Source organism: Streptomyces sp. 6-11-2 (genome assembly GCF_006540305.1).
In the GTDB taxonomy this organism is placed as follows: Bacteria; Actinomycetota; Actinomycetes; order Streptomycetales; family Streptomycetaceae; genus Streptomyces.
This window is the reverse complement of record NZ_BJOR01000001.1, coordinates 5,157,980-5,174,650: the sequence shown is the minus strand read 5'-3', so window position 1 is coordinate 5,174,650 and position 16,671 is coordinate 5,157,980. Positions and strand designations below refer to the sequence as shown.

Sequence of the window (16,671 nt, the reverse complement as noted above, 5' to 3'; positions counted from 1 at the left end):
CGCCGGGCGCTGACAGCCGTATTGTCTAAACGTCGAACGCCCCCCGGGGGCCCGTGGGTCCCCCCTTGAAGGAGCCCTCCATGACCGCGCCCGTCGTCCACTCGCTGCGCGAACAGATCCGCGAGCACATCGTGGAGGGGATCGTCAGCGGGCGCTGGAAGCCGGGCGAGCGGATCGTGGAGCGGCGGATCGCCACCGAGCTGGAGGTCAGCCAGACGCCGGTGCGGGAGGCGCTGCGCGAGCTGGAGTCGCTGCGGCTGATCGAGTCGGCGCCGAACAAGGGCGTGCGGGTGCGCAACCTGACCGCCGCCGACCTGGAGGAGAGCTACCCCGTCCGGGCCGGCCTGGAGGCGATCGCGGCGGAGCTGGCGGCCGAGCGGCTGGCGGACGACTGCTCGGCCCTGGAGCCGCATGTGGCGGCGCTGTACGAGGCCGACCGCAGGTCCGACGGCACCGGCCAGGTGCGGCACACGGTGGCCTTCCACCGCGAGCTGGTCCGCGCGGCCGGGAACGCGGTGCTGCTGCACACCTGGGAGGGCCTGGGCATCGAGGTGTTCACCGCGCTGTCGATCCGCTGGCTGGGGACGGTCCAGCAGTCCTACGCGGAGGAGCACGAGGAGCTGGTGCAGGCGTTCAAGCGGCGGGATCCGCGGATCGCCGATCTGGTCAAGTCGCACGTTCTCGGCTGCGCGCCGCGGCCCTGAGGCAGTCGAGCACCTGTACGCTCACCTGCGAAAACCCTTTGAAAAAGCGGCACCGCGTGCCCGTTTCCAAGGCACCGGGTGCCGACTTTCTCGAAATCGAAGGGTTTTACACCTGTACCCTTTGATCGATCATCGATCAGGGAGTTAGAGTCTCCGCTGGGCTTCCACCAGAGCCTCACGCCCTGTCCTGCCAAAGACCTAGGGCACCCCCTGAACCCTTGCCGATGAGGGAACCCCCTTCGACTGAGGAAGGCGGCGACATGACCGACCCCAACGCCATCCAGCCGAGCGAGCTCGACCAGCTCCCGGACCGCGACCCCGAGGAGACCGCCGAATGGCAGGCCTCCCTGGACGCCGTCGCCAAGGCGGCCGGGACGCACCGTGCCGCGTATCTGATGCGCCGTACGCTGGAGCGCGCCGAGGACGCCGGCGTTGTCCTGCCCAAGCTCCTCGAGACCGACTACGTCAACTCCATCCCGACCTCCGCCGAGCCGGCCGCCCCCGGTGACGAGGCCATGGAGGCCCGCATCACCGCGTGGAACCGCTGGAACGCGGCGGCGATGGTGACCCGCGGCAGCAAGTACGGCGTCGGCGGCCACATCGCCACCTTCGCCTCCGCGGCGTGGCTGTACGAGACCGGCTTCAACCACTTCTTCCGCGGCAAGGAGGGCGACGGCTCCGGCGACCAGCTGTACATCCAGGGCCACGCCTCCCCGGGCATCTACGCCCGCGCCTTCCTCGACGGCCGGCTGTCCGAGCAGCACCTGGACAACTTCCGCCAGGAGTCCGGCGGCAACGGCCTGCCGTCCTACCCGCACCCGCGCCGCCTGCCCTGGCTGTGGGAGTTCCCGACGGTGTCGATGGGCCTCGGCCCGATCTCCGCCATCTACCAGGCCCGGTTCAACCGCTACCTGACCAGCCGCGGCATCAAGGACGTCTCCGACTCCCACGTCTGGGCGTTCCTCGGCGACGGCGAGATGGACGAGCCGGAGTCCACCACCGCGCTGACGCTCGCCTCCCGCGAGGGCCTGGACAACCTCACCTTCGTCATCAACTGCAACCTGCAGCGCCTGGACGGCCCGGTCCGTGCCAACTTCAAGATCGTGCAGGAGCTGGAGGCCCTCTTCCGCGGCGCCGGCTGGCACGTGATCAAGACGCTGTGGGGTTCCGCCTGGGACGAGCTGTTCGCCCTGGACACCACGGGCGCGCTGGTACGCCGGCTGCGCCAGGTACCGGACGCGCAGATCCAGACGTACCAGACCCGCGACGCCGCCTACATCCGCCAGGACTTCTTCGGCGCCGACCCGGCGCTGGCCGAGATGGCGAAGCTGCTGAGCGACGACAAGATCATCGAGTGCTTCCACTTCTCTCGCGGTGGTCACGAGGCGCGCAAGGTCTTCGCCGCCTACAAGGCCGCCCTGGAGCACAAGGGCGCCCCGACGGTGATCCTGGCCCAGACGGTCAAGGGCCACACCCTCGGTACGGGCTTCGCGTCGAAGAACGCCAACCACCAGATGAAGAAGCTCTCGGTGGACGAGTTCCAGCAGATGCGTGACCTGCTGGAGCTGCCCATCCCGGACAGCGCCTTCGCCGACGGCCAGGTCCCCTACGGCCACCCCGGCGCCGACTCCCCCGAGGTCCGCTACCTCCAGGAGCGCCGCGCGGCGCTCGGCGGCCCGGCCCCGGCCCGCCGCGTCCACCCGGTCGCGCCGCTGCCCGCCCCCGCCGACAAGGCGTTCGCCGCCTTCGACAAGGGCTCCGGCTCGCAGAGCGTGGCCACCACCATGGCGTTCGTCCGTCTGGTCAAGGACCTGGTCCGCGACAAGGAGACCGGCAAGCGCTGGGTGCCGATCGTCCCCGACGAGGCGCGCACCTTCGGCATGGAGTCGCTGTTCCCCTCGCTCGGCATCTACTCGCCCAAGGGCCAGACGTACGAGCCGGTCGACCGCGACCAGCTGATGTACTACAAGGAGGCCAAGAACGGCCAGATCCTCAACGAGGGGATCACCGAGGCCGGTTCGATGGCCGACTTCATCGCCGCTTCGTCGTCGTACTCGACGCACGGCGAGGCGATGATCCCCTTCTACATCTTCTACTCGATGTTCGGCTGGCAGCGCACGGCCGACCAGATGTGGCAGCTCGGCGACCAGCTCGGCCGCGGCTTCCTGGTCGGCGCCACCGCGGGCCGCACCACGCTGACGGGTGAGGGTCTGCAGCACGCCGACGGCCACTCGCCGGTCATCGCGGCGACCAACCCGGCCGCGCTGACCTACGACCCGGCGTTCGCCTACGAGGTCGCGGCCATCGTCAAGGAAGGTCTGCGCCGCATGTACGGCCAGGCCGAGCCCGGCGAGGACCAGGACGTCTTCTACTACCTGACGGTCTACAACGAGCCGCTGCCGCAGCCCGCCAAGCCGTCCGCCCCCGGCGTCGACGAGGGCCTCGTCAAGGGCCTGTACCGTTTCAACACGGCGGAGTCGGCGGGCCTGACGGTCCCGGCGAACGCGCCGCGGATCCAGTTGCTCGGCTCCGGCACGGCGATCCACTGGGCGCTGGACGCCCAGCGGATGCTCGCGGAGGAGTGGGGCGTGGCCGCCGACGTGTGGTCCGCGACCTCCTGGGGCGAGCTGCGCCGGGACGCCATGGAGGCCGACGCGGCGCTGCTGCGCGGCGAGGAGCGGGTGCCGTACGTCCGCCGGGCGCTTCAGGGCGCCGAGGGTCCGGTCCTCGCGGTCTCCGACTACATGCGCCAGGTCCCGGACCAGATCGCGCAGTGGATCGAGCAGGACTACACCTCGCTGGGCGCCGACGGCTTCGGTCTGTCGGACACCCGTGACGCCGCCCGCCGCCACTTCGGCGTCGACGCCCAGTCGATCGTCGCCGCCGCCCTGGCCCAGCTCGCCCGGCGCGGCGAGGTGAAGGCCTCGGCGGTCAAGGAGGCCCGGGAGAAGTACGGCCTGTGAGACACACCGCATGACGACGAAGGGGTACGGCCGCGGCCGTACCCCTTCGTCGTCGCCGGCCCCGGCATGATGGCCCTATGCGTGCCGCCCGTCTGATCAAAATGGTGCTGCTGCTCCAGTCGCGGCCCGCCATGACCGCCGCCGAGCTCGCCCGGGAACTGGAGGTGTCGGAGCGGACCGTCACACGGGACGCGCAGGCGCTGTCGGAGGCGGGCGTGCCGGTGTACGCGGACCGGGGGCGGGCCGGGGGCTACCGGCTGGTCGGCGGCTACCGCACCCGGCTGACCGGGCTCGACCGCGGTGAGGCGGAGGCGCTCTTCCTCAGCGGCGTTCCGGGGGCGCTGCGGGAGATGGGACTTCAGGACGCCGCCTCGGCCGCCCGGCTGAAGGTGTCCGCGGCCCTGCTCCCCTCCCTGCGCGACGCCTCCCGTACGGCGGCGCAGCGCTTCCACCTGGACGCGCCCGACTGGTTCCGCGAGCCGAGGACGCCCGAGCTGCTGCCGGCGGTCGCGGAGGCGGTGTGGGACGACCGGCGGATCACCGCGCGCTACCGGCGCGGCGAGGAGGAGGTCGCACGGGAACTGGAGCCGTACGGTCTCGTGCTCAAGGCGGGCGGGTGGTACCTGTGCGCCCGGGTCGTGGGGCCCGGCTCCTTCCGGGTCTACCGCGTGGACCGTTTCTCGGCCGTGGACGCCGGCGCGGGGAAGCGCTTCGAACGGGACGACGACTTCGACCTGCCCGCTTTCTGGGAGGAGCGGGCCGCGCAGTTCGCGCGGTCCGTCCTGCGGGCCGAGGTGGTGGTGCGGCTGTCCGAGGAGGGCCTGCGGCGGCTGCCGCACGCCGTGGGGCCGGTGCCGGCCCGGGCGGCGCTCGAGGCCGTCGGGGCCGCGGCCGGCCGCGACGGGAACGGATGGGTGACGGTGACCCTGCCGGTGGAGTCCGAAGAGGTCGCCCACACCCAGCTCACTGCGCTCGGGCCGGAGGTCGAGGTGCTGGCCCCCGAGGCGCTGCGGGCGCGTTTCACGCGCGACGCCGACCGGCTGGCCGCGCTGTACCGCCCCTGACGGCCCGCCGCATTCCGCGTGCGCCCCCCGGCGCGAGGGCCGATGCTTGAGCCGTGATGGACGAGACGGAGTTCTGGGAGCTGATCGACGGCAGCCGCGAGGCCGCCGAGGGGGATCCGGAGGAGCAGGCCGACCTGCTCGTCGAGCGGCTGCTGGGCTGCGATCCCGAGGTGATCCTGGACTTCGCCCGTCACTTCGAGGCCCGGTACAACCGGGCCTACCACTGGGACCTGTGGGGCGCCGCCTGGGTGCTCCTGGACGGGGCCAGCGACGACGCCTTCGACTTCTTCCGGTGCTGGCTGATCGGCCAGGGCCGGGAGGTCTTCGAGGGCGCCCTGCACGATCCGGACTCGCTCGCCGACCTGCTGGACGACTTCGACGAGGAGGTCGACGGCGACGGCGAGGAACTCGGCTACGCGGCCGACGAGGCCTACGAGCAGCTCACCGGCACGGTCGCCCCCGACCTCGGCATCCCGCCCGCCCCGGCGGAACCGGAGGGCACCCCGGTCGACTTCGAGGACGACCGGGCGCTCGCCCAGCGCTATCCGAAGCTGTGGGACCGGTTCCGTGAGTAGCACCCCCGAACAACTCCCGCCCCCCGCGGACCCACTGTGACGGCCCCCGCGGGATGGTCGTGGGAGGTGGTGCGGGAGGCCCGGGAGGGCCAGGAGCCCCGGCAGGCCAGGGAGGCCCGGGAAGCCCAGGAGAGCCTGGAAACCCCGGAGCTTCGGGAACGCCAGGAGGCCCGGCAGGCCCAGGAGGCCCGGGAACGCCAGGAGCCCCGGCGGGCCCGGGAGCGCCAGGAGACGCAGGAGCACCGGCAGCCCACCGGCCCGCAGCCGCAGACCCAGGAGACCCAGGAGCACCGGCAGGCCCGGGAGCGCCAGGAGACGCAGGAGCACCGGCAGCCCACCGGCCCGCAGCCGCAGGCCCAGGAGACCCAGGAGCCCCGGCAGGCCCAGGAGTGCCCGGAAACCCCGGAGGTTCGGGAGGCCCAGGACAGCCGGGAGGCCCCGGAAGCCGAGGAAGCCCAGGACAGCCGAGAGACTTCGGAGAGCCGAGAGGCCCGGGGAGTTGCGTCCAGCCAGGCCGAGCGGGGCACGATCCGCGGCCTGGGCGCGTCGTGCGCCGGGGCCGTCGGACCGGGCACGGCGGCGCACACGGGCACGGACGGCGTCCGTCCGGAGCCGGACACGTACGGCAGCAGCGCGCCGACGGCGGAGACACCCGGCAGGCAGCACAGGAGCGCCACGAGAGCGCTGCGCGGCCGCCCGGCCCTCGGCACCACACGCATGAGCCCAATCCCGGGGCGGTTCCGGTCCGTCCGCGATGTGCACTCTGCCACCTGGTGGAACCAACGTCCTGGTCCAGGACGTTTATGGGGGTACACGTACACGTGGCCGGTCCCCGGATCCACGTGTGCGTGGCTGATCACTGGACCCGTCCCGCGCGTATGTGTGGATCCGAGGAGAAAGGCGGCGTGAGTGAACCTGCTCGACCTGCTGTTGGTGCTGGTGATCCTCGTCTACGCCGCGTCCGGCTACCGGCGGGGACTGGTGGCCGGCTGTGTCTCGCTGGCCGGTTTCGTCGGCGGTGCCGTCGTCGGCGTGTGGATCCTGCCGTGGGTGATGGACTTCGTCACGCGCGGGACGACCACGGCGACGGTCACCGCCGTGCTCACGGTGCTGGTGCCGGCCGTGGTGGGGCACGAGCTGGCGGGCCGCCTGGCGCTGCGGCTGCGGCGCGAGCTGGACCGCGGGCCGCTGCGGGTGGCCGACGGCATCGGCGGGGCCGCCGCCAACACGGTGGCGGTGCTGATCGTGGCCTGGGTGGCGGCGAGCGTCCTGGGCGCCTCCTCCTCCCCGGTGGTGACGTCGGCGATACGCGACTCCAGACTTCTGGGCACCGTGCAGAACGCGATGCCGGAGACCACCCCGGCCTGGTTCTCGCGTGCCACCTCCGCGCTGACCGAGGCGGGCTTCCCGCAGGTCTTCAACCCCTTCGAGAGCGAGCCGGCGGCGGGCGTCGCCCGGCCCTCCGGGGACAGCGTGACGGAGAGCGCGACGAACGCCGCCCGGTTCAGCACGGTCAAGATCGAGGGCGCCGCGGGCAACCAGGGCCGCGAGGGCAGCGGGTTCGTGTACGCGCGGGAGCATGTGATGACCAACGCGCACGTGGTGGCGGGCATCGACGATCCGGCCGTGCGGATCGGCGGCGTCGGGCGGTCGTACGAGGCACGGGTGGTGCTGTTCGACCCGCACCGGGACGTGGCCGTGCTCTACGTCCCCGGGCTGGAGGCCCCCGTGCTGCGGTTCGACGACGCCGCCGTGCGCGGCGACTCGGCGGTGGTCGCGGGCTATCCGCAGGACGGCGACCTGAACCTCCAGGCGGCGACGGTGGCGAACCGGATCCGGGCGACGGGCCAGAACATCTACAACAACGGCACGGTCACCCGGGAGATCTACTCGATCCGCTCCACGGTCCGCCCCGGCAACTCCGGCGGTCCGCTGCTCACCACGGACGGCCGGGTCTTCGGCGTGGTCTTCGCCCGCTCCACCTCCGACAACGAGACGGGATACGTCCTGACGGCGGCCGAAGTCGCCCCGGACGCGCAGCGGGCGGCGCACGCGACCGCGCCGGTGGACACGGGCGGGCTGGTGACCTCGTGACTCAGGGTTTCGCGTCGGGCCCCGCGGCTCACAGGAAGCGGCCCATGAGGACGTCGTCGACGTAGACGCCGTCCAGGTGGAACTCCTCCGGCTGGACGCCCTCCACCACGAAGCCCTCGGACTCGTACAGCTTGCGGGCGGGGGTGTTGTGGCCCAGCACCCGCAGGGTGATCCGGCGGGCGCCCTGGCGGCGGGCCTCCTCGACGACGGCACGCAGCAGGGCGCGGCCCACCCCGCTGCCGCGGGCCTCCTCGGCCACGGCGAGTCCGTGGATCTGCCGGACGTGCGCGTTCGACGCCAGTCCGGTGGGGAAGCCGAGGCGGATGTATCCGACCAGACGGCCGCCGAGCTCGGCGACCAGGTGGTCGCGCGGTCCCGACCGGTGCGTGAAGAAGGGCTCGTAGGGCTGCCGCGGGGGCGGGGCGACCGCGTGCGTCGTGGACCAGGTCTCACGGTCGAGCCGGCCGAGACCGTCCTCGTCGTCCAATGTGGCGTGGCGTATGGAGGGAACCGGCATGACGGTCACTCTACGGCGCGGGCCGGACCGGCCCGCCGGGATTTTCGCGGCCCGGCGGGCAGGATGGGCGCATGGAACGTTCGCGAATCGCGGTGGCCGGCGCGTCCGGTCTGATCGGCAGTGCCCTGGTGCGGTCCCTCGTCGCGGACGGGCACGAGGTGGTGCGCCTGGTGCGCCGTTCGGCCCGCGGCGAGGACGAGGTCTGCTGGGATCCCGTCGGCCGGTACGTGGACGCGGCGGGGCTCGCCGGGTGCGACGCGGTGGTCAACCTGGCGGGCGCGGGCGTGGGCGACCACCGGTGGACGCGGGAGTACAAGAAGGCGATCCGGGACAGCCGGGTGCTCGGCACGACGGCGCTCGCCGAGGCCGTGGCCTCCCTGGACGCGCCTCCGCGGGTGTTCGTCAGCGGCAGCGCGATCGGCTACTACGGCGACACCGGCGAGCGCGCCGTCGACGAGGACGCGCCGCCCGGGGACGGTTTTCTGCCGGCGCTGTGCGTCGAGTGGGAGCAGGCCGCGGCTCCCGCGCGGGAGGCGGGCGTCCGGACGGTGTTCGCCCGCACCGGGCTGGTGGTGGCCCGTGAGGGCGGGGCATGGGGACGGCTGTTCCCGCTGTTCAAGGCCGGGTTGGGCGGGCGGCTGGGAGACGGGCGGCAGTTCTGGTCGTTCATCGCGCTGCACGACGAGGTGGCCGCGCTGCGCCATCTGCTGGACACCGAGAGCCTGTCCGGGCCGGTCAACCTCACCGCGCCGCAGCCGCTGACGAACGGTGAGATCACCGCGGCCATGGGCCGGGTGCTGCAACGGCCGACGCTGTTCTCCGTGCCGGCGCCGGTCCTGCGCGCGGCGCTCGGGGAGATGGCGGGCGATGTGCTGGGCAGCGCGCGGGTGGTGCCGAAGCGGCTGCTGGAGTCGGGGTTCTCGTTCGCCTTTCCGGGGATCGAGGACGCCGTCCGTGCGGCGCTGTGACGTCTGTGGCCACTCGCCGTGCCACTTTGCGATCGCGTGCGGAACACCTTGCGACCGTGTGCGACCGCCGTGCGACCGTGCCCTGTTGATGCGCGACTGTCGCTGACCGGGCACGGCCCTAATCTCGACGCGAACTCGGGTATTCCTGACGCCGGTCGCGGGCATCACCGCCCCACCGGCCGCGCAACCTCGAGGAGGGGCACGTGCTTGAGCCCGCGTATCAGGCGGACGTCGTCGTTGTGGGAGCCGGGGTCGCCGGGCTCGCGGCAGCGCATCGACTGACCAGTGCAGGAGTGACGACCGCGGTCCTGGAGGCCGCCCCTTACGCGGGCGGCCGCATGTCGACGGAGAAGGTCGACGGGTTCCGGCTCGACCGGATCGGACAGCTGCTGAACACGTCGTACCCCCAACTGGCCCTGAGCCCGGGGCTCGACGCGCTCGTGCTGCGTCCCTTCGCGCCGGGGGTCCTGCTGCACAGCGACGGACGGCACCTCCGCGCGGGCGCTCCGGCGCACGGAGGGAGCGCGAGGAGCGCACTTCACGTAGTGCGCGCCCTGGCGAGCGCCCCCCGCCCGCCGGTCCCCCGGCCGTCGTCCCTCGCCCGTGCGTCCCTCTCCCGGCCGTCCGTTCCCCGGTCGTCCGCCGTGCCGTTCCTCGACGGTCCGCCGCCCGGACGCCGCGGGGTCGGCGCGCCGCTGCGGCTGCGCGCCGCGCTCGGCCGGATCGCCGCCACGCCGGTCGAACGCCTGCTGTCGCGGCCCGAGTTGACGGCCCAGCAGGCGCTGGCCGCCCGCGGCCTGCCCGCCCGCACGGTCGACGGCTTCCTGCGTCCGCTGCTCGCCGCCCTGTTGTGCGACCCGGACCTCACCACGTCCAGCCGCTGCGCGGACCTGGCCCTGCACTCCTTCGCCTCCGGCCGGCTGTGTCTGCCGGAGGGCGGCGCCGAGGTCCTGCCGGAGCTGCTCGCGCGCACGCTGCCGCCCGGCACCGTGCACACCGGCGTACGGGCCACCTCGGTCTCCACGACCTCGGTGACCACCGCCGAGCACGGCGAGGTCCGCTGCAAGGCCGTGCTGGTCGCCACCGACGCGCGTGCCGCCGCCGAGCTGCTGCCCGGGCTGCGCGTACCGGACTTCCACCCGGTGACGGTGGTCCACCACACGACCGACGAGCCCCCGGAGACGGGCGGGTACCTGCTGCTCGACGCGGAGCGCGGCGGCCCGGTGGCGCACACGGCGGTGGTCAGCCGCGTCGACCCCTCCCGCGCGCCCGCCGGCCGCGCTCTGGTGTCGTCGACGGTCCTGGGCGTGCCCCCGGCCGACGTCGACACGGCCGTACGCCGCCATCTGTCCCGCCTCTACGGCACCTCCACCGCCCGCTGGGAGACGCTCGCCGTGCACCACACCCCCGAGGCCGTCCCCGCGATGCGCCCCCCGCACGACCCACGGCGCCCGGTGCGGCTGCTGGCGGGCCTGTACGTGTGCGGCGACCACCGGGACACCAGTACCGTCCAGGGGGCGCTGCACTCGGCCCACCGGGCCGCCGCGGCGATCCTGGGCGACCTGGGAGCCGGCCGCCCGATGCACCGGGCGGAACCGAAAGCCGCCGCCTGAGCCGCCACCCCCGTCCCGGAACTTGCCCCGGCACCACCGCCGTTGCCCCGGGCCTCGGCCCAACACCGCCACCTTGCCCCGGGGACCCGGCCCGACGCCGCTGCCCTTGCCCCGGGACTCTGCCCAACGCCGCCGCCACGTCCCGGAACTCAACCCAGCACGCGCCACGTCCCGGGACTCAGCCCGAATCCGCCGCCTCGCCCCAGGGGTTCAGCCCGACGCCGCCCTTGTCCCAGGGACTCGGCCCGACGCCACCACCTCGTAGCCGACACTCAGTCCAACGCCGTCACCACGTCCCGGAGACTCAACCCAACACGCGCGCCGCATCCCGGGACTCGGCCCGGCACCGCCGCCCCGTCCCAGGGACTCAGCCCAACGCCGCCACCTTGCCCGGGGACCCGGCCCGACGCCACTGACCTTGCCTCGGGGACCCGGCCCGGCACCGCCGCGCCGTCCCAGGACTCGCCCTGGCGCCGCCGCCCCGTCCCAAGGGCTCAACCCAACGCCGCCACCTTGTCCCGGTAGCCGCGTACGGGTGTCGCGTCCTTGTACGGTTCCAGGCGGCGTTCGAAGTCCTTGACGTACTCCACCGCCCGGACCGAGCGCATGTCCGCGGCCTGGGCCGCCGCCTCGGCGGCCAGGCGGCAGGCCTGGTCCAGGTCGCCGAGGCCGAGGCGGGCGGTGGCCAGGACCACCCGGCAGAACAGCCGGCTGCGGGCGTGCGCCGGGGCGCGCAGCCGCAAGGCGCGTTCGGCGTGCTGCGCGGCGGCCCGGTACTGCTGGAGGTCCCGGTGGCAGTGCCCGGACTCGTCGGCCAGCTGCGCCTCGTCGAAGCGCGCCCAGGAGGGCACCTCGTCCCCGGGCCGGGCCGCCTCCAGGAAGCGCTCGGCGCGCACCAGGGACGCGGTGCAGGCGCGCACCTCGCCCAGCACCCCGTGCCCGCGCGCCTCGGCGGCGTGCAGCAGCGACTGCACGGCGGGCGGGGCGGAGCCGCCGAGCCCCTGCTGGGCCACCCGTGCGAGCTGCACGGCCTCCCGCCCGTGTCCGAGGTAGACGGCCTGCCGGCTCATGGTGACCAGCACATAGGCGCCGTAGGGCCGGTCCCCGGCGGCCTGGGCGAGCCGCAGCGCCTGCACGAAGTAGCGCTGGGCGAGCCCGTGCGCGGCGATGTCGTACGACGTCCAGCCGGCGAGCCGGGTCAGGTCGGCGGCGGCGCCGAAGAGCCGGCGGCCGGTCTGCTCGCCGTAGGTGCCGCGCAGCATCGGCTCGCACTCGTGCTCCAGGTAGCGCACCAGGGCCTGGCGGGCATGGCCGCCGCCGTACAGGTCGTCGAGGGTGCGGAACAGCTCGCCGACCGAGCGCAGGGCGGCGATGTCGCCGGCGGTGACCTTCCGGCCCGCCTCCCGTCCGGCCGGGCCCCGTTCGGCCCGGCCGCGCTGCCGGGGCACGCCGGGCACCGAGGGGTCGGGCACGACGAGGGCGGGCCGGTCCGGGTACCCCTGGACGGGGACCCGGGTGGCCGGTGCCTCCGCGCGGGCGACCCGGTCGTCGGCCCGCCCGATCAGCCAGTCCCGGCTGGGCACGACGAGGCCCGCCGGGGTGAAGGCGATCCTGCGCAGTTCGGCGTGGCTGCCGCAGTCCTTGCGCCACAGCCCGCCGACGATGTCGACGGCCTCCTCCGGGGTGGCGGCGAACTCCAGCCCCGCGTACACCGGGGCGCAGGCGTCCAGGCCGAGGTCCTGGGCGGTCAGGCGGCGGCCCAGGCGCCGGGTGAACACCTCCGCGATGAGGGCGGGCGTGGTGCCCCGCGGCTGCTGGCCGCGCAGCCAGCGGGTGACCGACGTCTTGTCGTATCTCAGGTCCAGCCCGTGTTCGAGACCGAGCTGGTCGACGCGACGGGCCAGACCCGCGTTCGAGAACCCCGCTTCTGCGATGAGCGCGGCGAGCTGGCGGTTGGGAGTGCGCTGCGCGGGTCGTTCCGTCATCTGCGGTGCGGTCTCCTGCCTCTCGGGCAGCCACGCGGCCGCGTGGTGCCCGGATTGCCTGTGAGCAGCCCTTATGGCCTCATGGACGGCGCGAATGTAGCGGAGAGTGAGCAACCGACCGCAGAGTTCGACCATCATTCATCCGATCGTGTGAGGATTGCCCGCGAGGCTGACGCGTGCCGGCCGGACGTACAGTGACGTGGGCACGTTTCGTGCCTTACGACCTTCCGGGGAGGCGTTTGCCGTGAGTGAGCTGCGGTTCGTCCGCATGGGATTCGGTGCCGAGGCCGTGGACTACGTCCAGGCCTGGGACGAGCAGCGCCGGGTGCACGCCGCCCGGTTCGCGGACGAGGTCCCCGACACCGTGCTGCTCCTGGAGCACCCCCCGGTCTACACGGCCGGCCGGCGGACCGAGGACAGCGAGCGCCCGCTCGACGGCACGCCCGTCATCGACGTGGACCGCGGCGGCAAGATCACCTGGCACGGTCCCGGCCAGCTGGTCGGCTACCCGATCCAGAAGCTGCCCCGCCCGGTGGACGTGGTGGCCCACGTGCGCCGCCTGGAGGAGGCGCTGATCCGCGCCTGCGCGGACTTCGGCCTGGAGACCACCCGCGTCGAGGGCCGCAGCGGAGTGTGGGTGCTCGGCGACCCGGTCGAGCAGCGGCCCACCCTGGGCGGGCTGTCCCTGGACTTCGACCCGCGCCTGGCCGACGAGGAGTTCGACCCCCGGCTGAACGGCCCGGAGTACGCCCCCTCCAACGCCGGCCAGCGCCGCGAGGACCGCAAGATCGCGGCGATCGGGATCCGGGTCGCCAAGGGCGTCACGATGCACGGCTTCGCGCTCAACGTGAACCCGGACAACAAGTGGTTCGACAAGATCATCCCGTGCGGGATCCGGGACGCCGGCGTCGCCTCGCTGGCGGCCGAGCTCGGCCGGAACGTCGCGATCGAGGAAGTGCTGCCGGTCGTCGAACGGCACCTGCGGGACGTCCTGCAGAACGCGGACCTGAAGCCGCGGGAGATCGAGAGGGCCACCGCCTGACCGGGCCCCGCCCGGGGAATGATCCCCCAGGCCCGCAGGTTGGCCTCACCGACGGGGCGCAACAAGCACGGGCGTACCCTGGTGTACGCCGAAGAATCGAAGCTACAGGGAGCCGGTCGTGTCCGCAGTCGCACCCGACGGACGCAAGATGCTGCGCCTGGAGGTCCGCAACAGCCAGACCCCCATCGAGCGCAAGCCCGAGTGGATCAAGACCCGGGCGAAAATGGGTCCCGAGTACACCAAGATGCAGAACCTCGTGAAGAGCGAGGGCCTGCACACGGTCTGCCAGGAAGCCGGCTGCCCGAACATCTACGAGTGCTGGGAGGACCGCGAGGCGACCTTCCTCATCGGCGGCGACCAGTGCACCCGGCGCTGCGACTTCTGCCAGATCGACACCGGCAAGCCCGAGGCCCTGGACCGCGACGAGCCGCGCCGCGTGGGCGAGTCCGTGGTCACCATGGACCTGAACTACGCCACCATCACCGGCGTGGCCCGCGACGACCTGGAGGACGGCGGCGCCTGGCTGTACGCCGAGACCGTGCGCCAGATCCACCAGCAGACGGCGGACCGCGAGGACGGCCGTACCAAGGTCGAGCTGCTGGCCCCCGACTTCAACGCGGTCCCCGAGCAGCTGGCCGAGGTCTTCGCCTCGCGCCCCGAGGTCTTCGCGCACAACGTCGAGACCGTGCCGCGGATCTTCAAGCGGATCCGCCCCGGCTTCCGCTACGAGCGCTCCCTGAAGGTCATCACCGAGGCCCGCGACTTCGGCCTGGTGACCAAGTCGAACCTCATCCTCGGCATGGGCGAGACCCGCGAGGAGGTCGTCGAGGCGCTCAAGCAGCTGCACGACGCGGGCTGCGAGCTGGTCACCATCACCCAGTACCTGCGCCCCTCGGTGCGCCACCACCCGGTGGAGCGGTGGGTCAAGCCGCAGGAGTTCGTCGAGCTGAAGGAGGAAGCCGAGCAGATCGGCTTCTCGGGCGTGATGTCGGGGCCGCTGGTACGGTCCTCCTACCGCGCCGGACGGCTGTACCGGATGGCTGTCGAGAAGCGGGGCACCTACATCGCCGCCCAGGCGGTCTGACGACGACTGACCGACCGTCACCATCCCTGTCCCGCAAGCGGGCGGGCAAGTGTGTGAAATCGGGCACAAGAGCCTACTGCCCGGTAGTGGCCGATACGACGCGGTCCCGACCGTCGCCGCAGATGAGCGGCCCGGTCGGGGCCGCGTCAGCCTTTCGGACCGCGGCCGCGAGGCTTCATCGGTGTTTGACCGGCCGGTCACGCCCTGGTAACACCAAGCAGTGACCCTGGACTCACAGCCCGTAGACCAAGAGCCGTCATGAGGGGGACCTCCCATGCAGGCCGCGCACGTTCGCGCCACCGCGATTCCGTCCGTCACCGACGCACTCCGTGCGGTCGAGTCCCTGCTCATGAGCAGCGGCCAGCGCACCGCCCGCCGCAACGCCTGGAACTCCGTCCTCGAGGACCGACGCCGGGCCAAGGACCGCGTCGAGGCGCAGCGCGTCCTCGACCAGTTCCCGGCCGTCGGCCCCTGACCGCCGCTCCCCCAACCCCTTTCCGCTCTCCACCCCGGGCCCGTACGGGCACTGCCGTCGTGGGCCGCTCCGGGGGCCACGTAGACTTCGTGGCATGGCGAGGAAGGACAACGCAGCCGAGGCTGCCAACCCCGGGCGACTGAAGCAGATCGCCCTGACCTACAAGATGACCCGCAAGGCCGACAACAAGATCGGTCTGGTACTCGCGGGTGTCTTCATCATCACCTTCGGCGTCCTTCTCGGGATCGGCTTCGCGATCGGCCACCCGTACTACGCCGGCATCCTGGGCCTGCTGCTCGCCTTCCTCGCGACGGCGATCATCTTCGGACGCCGGGCCGAGCGCGCCGCCTTCGGGCAGATGGAGGGCCAGCCGGGCGCCGCCGCGGCGGTCCTGGACAACGTGGGCCGCGGCTGGACCACCACCCCGGCGGTGGCCATGAACCGCAGCCAGGACGTGGTGCACCGCGCGGTCGGCAAGGCCGGCATCGTGCTGGTCGCCGAGGGCAACCCGAACCGGGTGAAGTCCCTGCTCGCCGCCGAGAAGAAGAAGATGAACCGGATCGTCGCGGACGTCCCGGTGCACGACGTGATCGTCGGCAACGGCGACGGCCAGGTCCCGCTGAAGAAGTTGCGCACGACCATGCTGAAGTTCCCGCGCGTGCTGACCGGCCCGCAGGTCACCACCACCAACGACCGACTGCGCGCCCTCGGCGACCTGATGAGCAACATGCCGCTGCCGAAGGGTCCGATGCCGAAGGGCATGCGGATGCCGAAGGGCGGCCCGAAGGCCCGCTGATCCCGCGCAGACACCCTCTACGACGACGGGGGCGCCCGGAGACCACTCCGGGCGCCCCCGTCGTCGTGGGGACGTCTCGCGCGCGTACGAGCGCTGGAGCCGCGACCGGCTCACGCCACCGAGATCCTGCGGCGCGCTTGCGACCCGATCCTGCGGCGGGCCTCGGCGGCCGGCTCCCGTCACTGGATCCCGCGGCCGGCTCCCGCGGTCAGATGCGCACCTCCACCGTGCCCGCCAGCCGGTCGTGCAGACCGCGGCCGTCGCGGTCCCAGATCAGGGCGGGAACGGCCAGGCACAGCAGGACCGTGCGCAGCAGGGCGCGCAGCGGCTGCACCCGGCCGGTGGCGAGGGCGACGACGCGCAGGCCGAACAGGCGCTTGCCGGGCGTGAAGCCGATCGTGCCGACGGTGAGGATGCCCAGCGCCAGGAAGATGAGCAGCGCCCAGTTGCTCGTGGCCTGGTAGTAGCCGTGCGTGATCAGGCCGTAGGCGATCCACAGGCACAGCGCCCAGTCGACGGCCAGAGCGCCGAGCCGCCGTCCCGGACCGGCGATCGAGCCGGGCCCCTGCTCCGGCAGCCCCAGCTGCCGGCCCCGGTAGCCGAAGTCCGCGCCGGCGTCCTCCATGGCCGCGCGCGGCCCGGACAGCCATGATCCCCATGCTTGCCTGTTGTCCACCCGACCACCGTACTGCGACGCTGGAATCAGAGGGGTCGGCGGGGTGTCCGCGACCGCGACCGCCACCCGAGCCGGTTAACTTCAGCGAAACAAACGGGTCACGCCCGGGAAATCA

14 protein-coding genes are annotated in these 16,671 nt (G+C 72.9%); 11 read left to right on the top strand and 3 right to left on the bottom strand.

Translation table 11 applies throughout. The features are described from left to right. The first annotated feature begins 80 nt into the window (after positions 1–80). The 5 genes from TNCT6_RS22790 (at position 81) to TNCT6_RS22770 (ending at position 7,400) form a co-directional block, all read left to right on the top strand. Positions 81–704, top strand: coding sequence for a GntR family transcriptional regulator (locus TNCT6_RS22790; RefSeq protein ID WP_141361560.1), 624 nt, complete (start codon positions 81–83; stop codon positions 702–704). Between the two features lie 260 nt (positions 705–964). Next, positions 965–3,667, top strand: a complete 2,703-nt coding sequence (gene aceE, locus TNCT6_RS22785; protein WP_141361558.1) for a pyruvate dehydrogenase (acetyl-transferring), homodimeric type — start codon at positions 965–967, stop codon at positions 3,665–3,667. Between the two features lie 77 nt (positions 3,668–3,744). Further along, the gene (locus tag TNCT6_RS22780; RefSeq protein ID WP_141361556.1) at positions 3,745–4,731 is read left to right on the top strand and encodes a YafY family protein; all 987 of its coding nucleotides are present in this window, start codon (positions 3,745–3,747) and stop codon (positions 4,729–4,731) included. Positions 4,732–4,787: 56 nt separating this feature from the next. Continuing rightward, positions 4,788–5,306 carry a DUF4240 domain-containing protein gene (locus TNCT6_RS22775; protein WP_141366732.1) on the top strand — a complete coding sequence of 173 codons (519 nt, stop codon included), beginning with the start codon at positions 4,788–4,790 and terminating at the stop codon, positions 5,304–5,306. A gap of 909 nt (positions 5,307–6,215) precedes the next feature. After that, a complete protein-coding gene (locus TNCT6_RS22770; RefSeq protein ID WP_141361554.1) occupies positions 6,216–7,400 on the top strand; it encodes a MarP family serine protease in 1,185 nt (394 codons plus the stop codon). 28 nt (positions 7,401–7,428) lie between these two features. On the opposite strand, the gene TNCT6_RS22765 is transcribed toward TNCT6_RS22770, so the two are convergent. Then, positions 7,429–7,917, bottom strand: coding sequence for a GNAT family N-acetyltransferase (locus TNCT6_RS22765; protein ID WP_141361553.1), 489 nt, complete (start codon positions 7,915–7,917; stop codon positions 7,429–7,431). 71 nt (positions 7,918–7,988) lie between these two features. On the opposite strand from TNCT6_RS22765, the gene TNCT6_RS22760 reads away from it, so the two are divergent. Beyond that, on the top strand, positions 7,989–8,885 hold the full coding sequence (locus TNCT6_RS22760) for a TIGR01777 family oxidoreductase (RefSeq protein ID WP_141361552.1): 897 nt from the start codon (positions 7,989–7,991) through the stop codon (positions 8,883–8,885). 203 nt (positions 8,886–9,088) lie between these two features. Beyond that, positions 9,089–10,498, top strand: coding sequence for an NAD(P)/FAD-dependent oxidoreductase (locus TNCT6_RS22755; RefSeq protein WP_141361551.1), 1,410 nt, complete (start codon positions 9,089–9,091; stop codon positions 10,496–10,498). A gap of 494 nt (positions 10,499–10,992) precedes the next feature. On the opposite strand, the gene TNCT6_RS22750 is transcribed toward TNCT6_RS22755, so the two are convergent. Next, positions 10,993–12,483 (bottom strand): regulator, encoded by a 1,491-nt coding sequence (locus tag TNCT6_RS22750; RefSeq protein ID WP_141361550.1) that lies wholly within the window; start codon positions 12,481–12,483, stop codon positions 10,993–10,995. Positions 12,484–12,727: 244 nt separating this feature from the next. On the opposite strand from TNCT6_RS22750, the gene lipB reads away from it, so the two are divergent. The 4 genes from lipB to TNCT6_RS22730 all read left to right on the top strand — a co-directional run bounded on the left by lipB (position 12,728) and on the right by TNCT6_RS22730 (position 15,880). Continuing rightward, positions 12,728–13,525, top strand: a complete 798-nt coding sequence (lipB, locus tag TNCT6_RS22745; protein ID WP_141361549.1) for a lipoyl(octanoyl) transferase LipB — start codon at positions 12,728–12,730, stop codon at positions 13,523–13,525. A gap of 118 nt (positions 13,526–13,643) precedes the next feature. Continuing rightward, positions 13,644–14,609, top strand: a complete 966-nt coding sequence (gene lipA, locus TNCT6_RS22740; RefSeq protein WP_141361547.1) for a lipoyl synthase — start codon at positions 13,644–13,646, stop codon at positions 14,607–14,609. Positions 14,610–14,883: 274 nt separating this feature from the next. Next, positions 14,884–15,084: a hypothetical protein gene (locus TNCT6_RS22735; protein ID WP_141361545.1), complete on the top strand. Its 201-nt coding sequence runs from the start codon at positions 14,884–14,886 to the stop codon at positions 15,082–15,084. Positions 15,085–15,178: 94 nt separating this feature from the next. Further along, positions 15,179–15,880, top strand: coding sequence for a DUF4191 domain-containing protein (locus tag TNCT6_RS22730; protein ID WP_141361543.1), 702 nt, complete (start codon positions 15,179–15,181; stop codon positions 15,878–15,880). A gap of 208 nt (positions 15,881–16,088) precedes the next feature. On the opposite strand, the gene TNCT6_RS22725 is transcribed toward TNCT6_RS22730, so the two are convergent. Beyond that, positions 16,089–16,556 (bottom strand): RDD family protein, encoded by a 468-nt coding sequence (locus TNCT6_RS22725; RefSeq protein WP_141361541.1) that lies wholly within the window; start codon positions 16,554–16,556, stop codon positions 16,089–16,091. Between the last annotated feature and the right edge of the window lie 115 nt (positions 16,557–16,671).

Excerpts from the sequence above, each read along its gene's own strand:
- TNCT6_RS22790 (WP_141361560.1), top strand. The coding sequence starts at position 81 with ATGACCGCGCCCGTCGTCCACTCGCTGCGCGAACAGATCCGCGAGCAC.
- aceE (WP_141361558.1), top strand. The coding sequence starts at position 965 with ATGACCGACCCCAACGCCATCCAGCCGAGCGAGCTCGACCAGCTCCCG.
- TNCT6_RS22780 (WP_141361556.1), top strand. The coding sequence starts at position 3,745 with ATGCGTGCCGCCCGTCTGATCAAAATGGTGCTGCTGCTCCAGTCGCGG.
- TNCT6_RS22775 (WP_141366732.1), top strand. The coding sequence starts at position 4,788 with ATGGACGAGACGGAGTTCTGGGAGCTGATCGACGGCAGCCGCGAGGCC.
- TNCT6_RS22765 (WP_141361553.1), bottom strand. The coding sequence starts at position 7,917 with ATGCCGGTTCCCTCCATACGCCACGCCACATTGGACGACGAGGACGGT.
- TNCT6_RS22760 (WP_141361552.1), top strand. The coding sequence starts at position 7,989 with ATGGAACGTTCGCGAATCGCGGTGGCCGGCGCGTCCGGTCTGATCGGC.
- TNCT6_RS22750 (WP_141361550.1), bottom strand. The coding sequence starts at position 12,483 with ATGACGGAACGACCCGCGCAGCGCACTCCCAACCGCCAGCTCGCCGCG.
- TNCT6_RS22735 (WP_141361545.1), top strand. The coding sequence starts at position 14,884 with ATGCAGGCCGCGCACGTTCGCGCCACCGCGATTCCGTCCGTCACCGAC.
- TNCT6_RS22730 (WP_141361543.1), top strand. The coding sequence starts at position 15,179 with ATGGCGAGGAAGGACAACGCAGCCGAGGCTGCCAACCCCGGGCGACTG.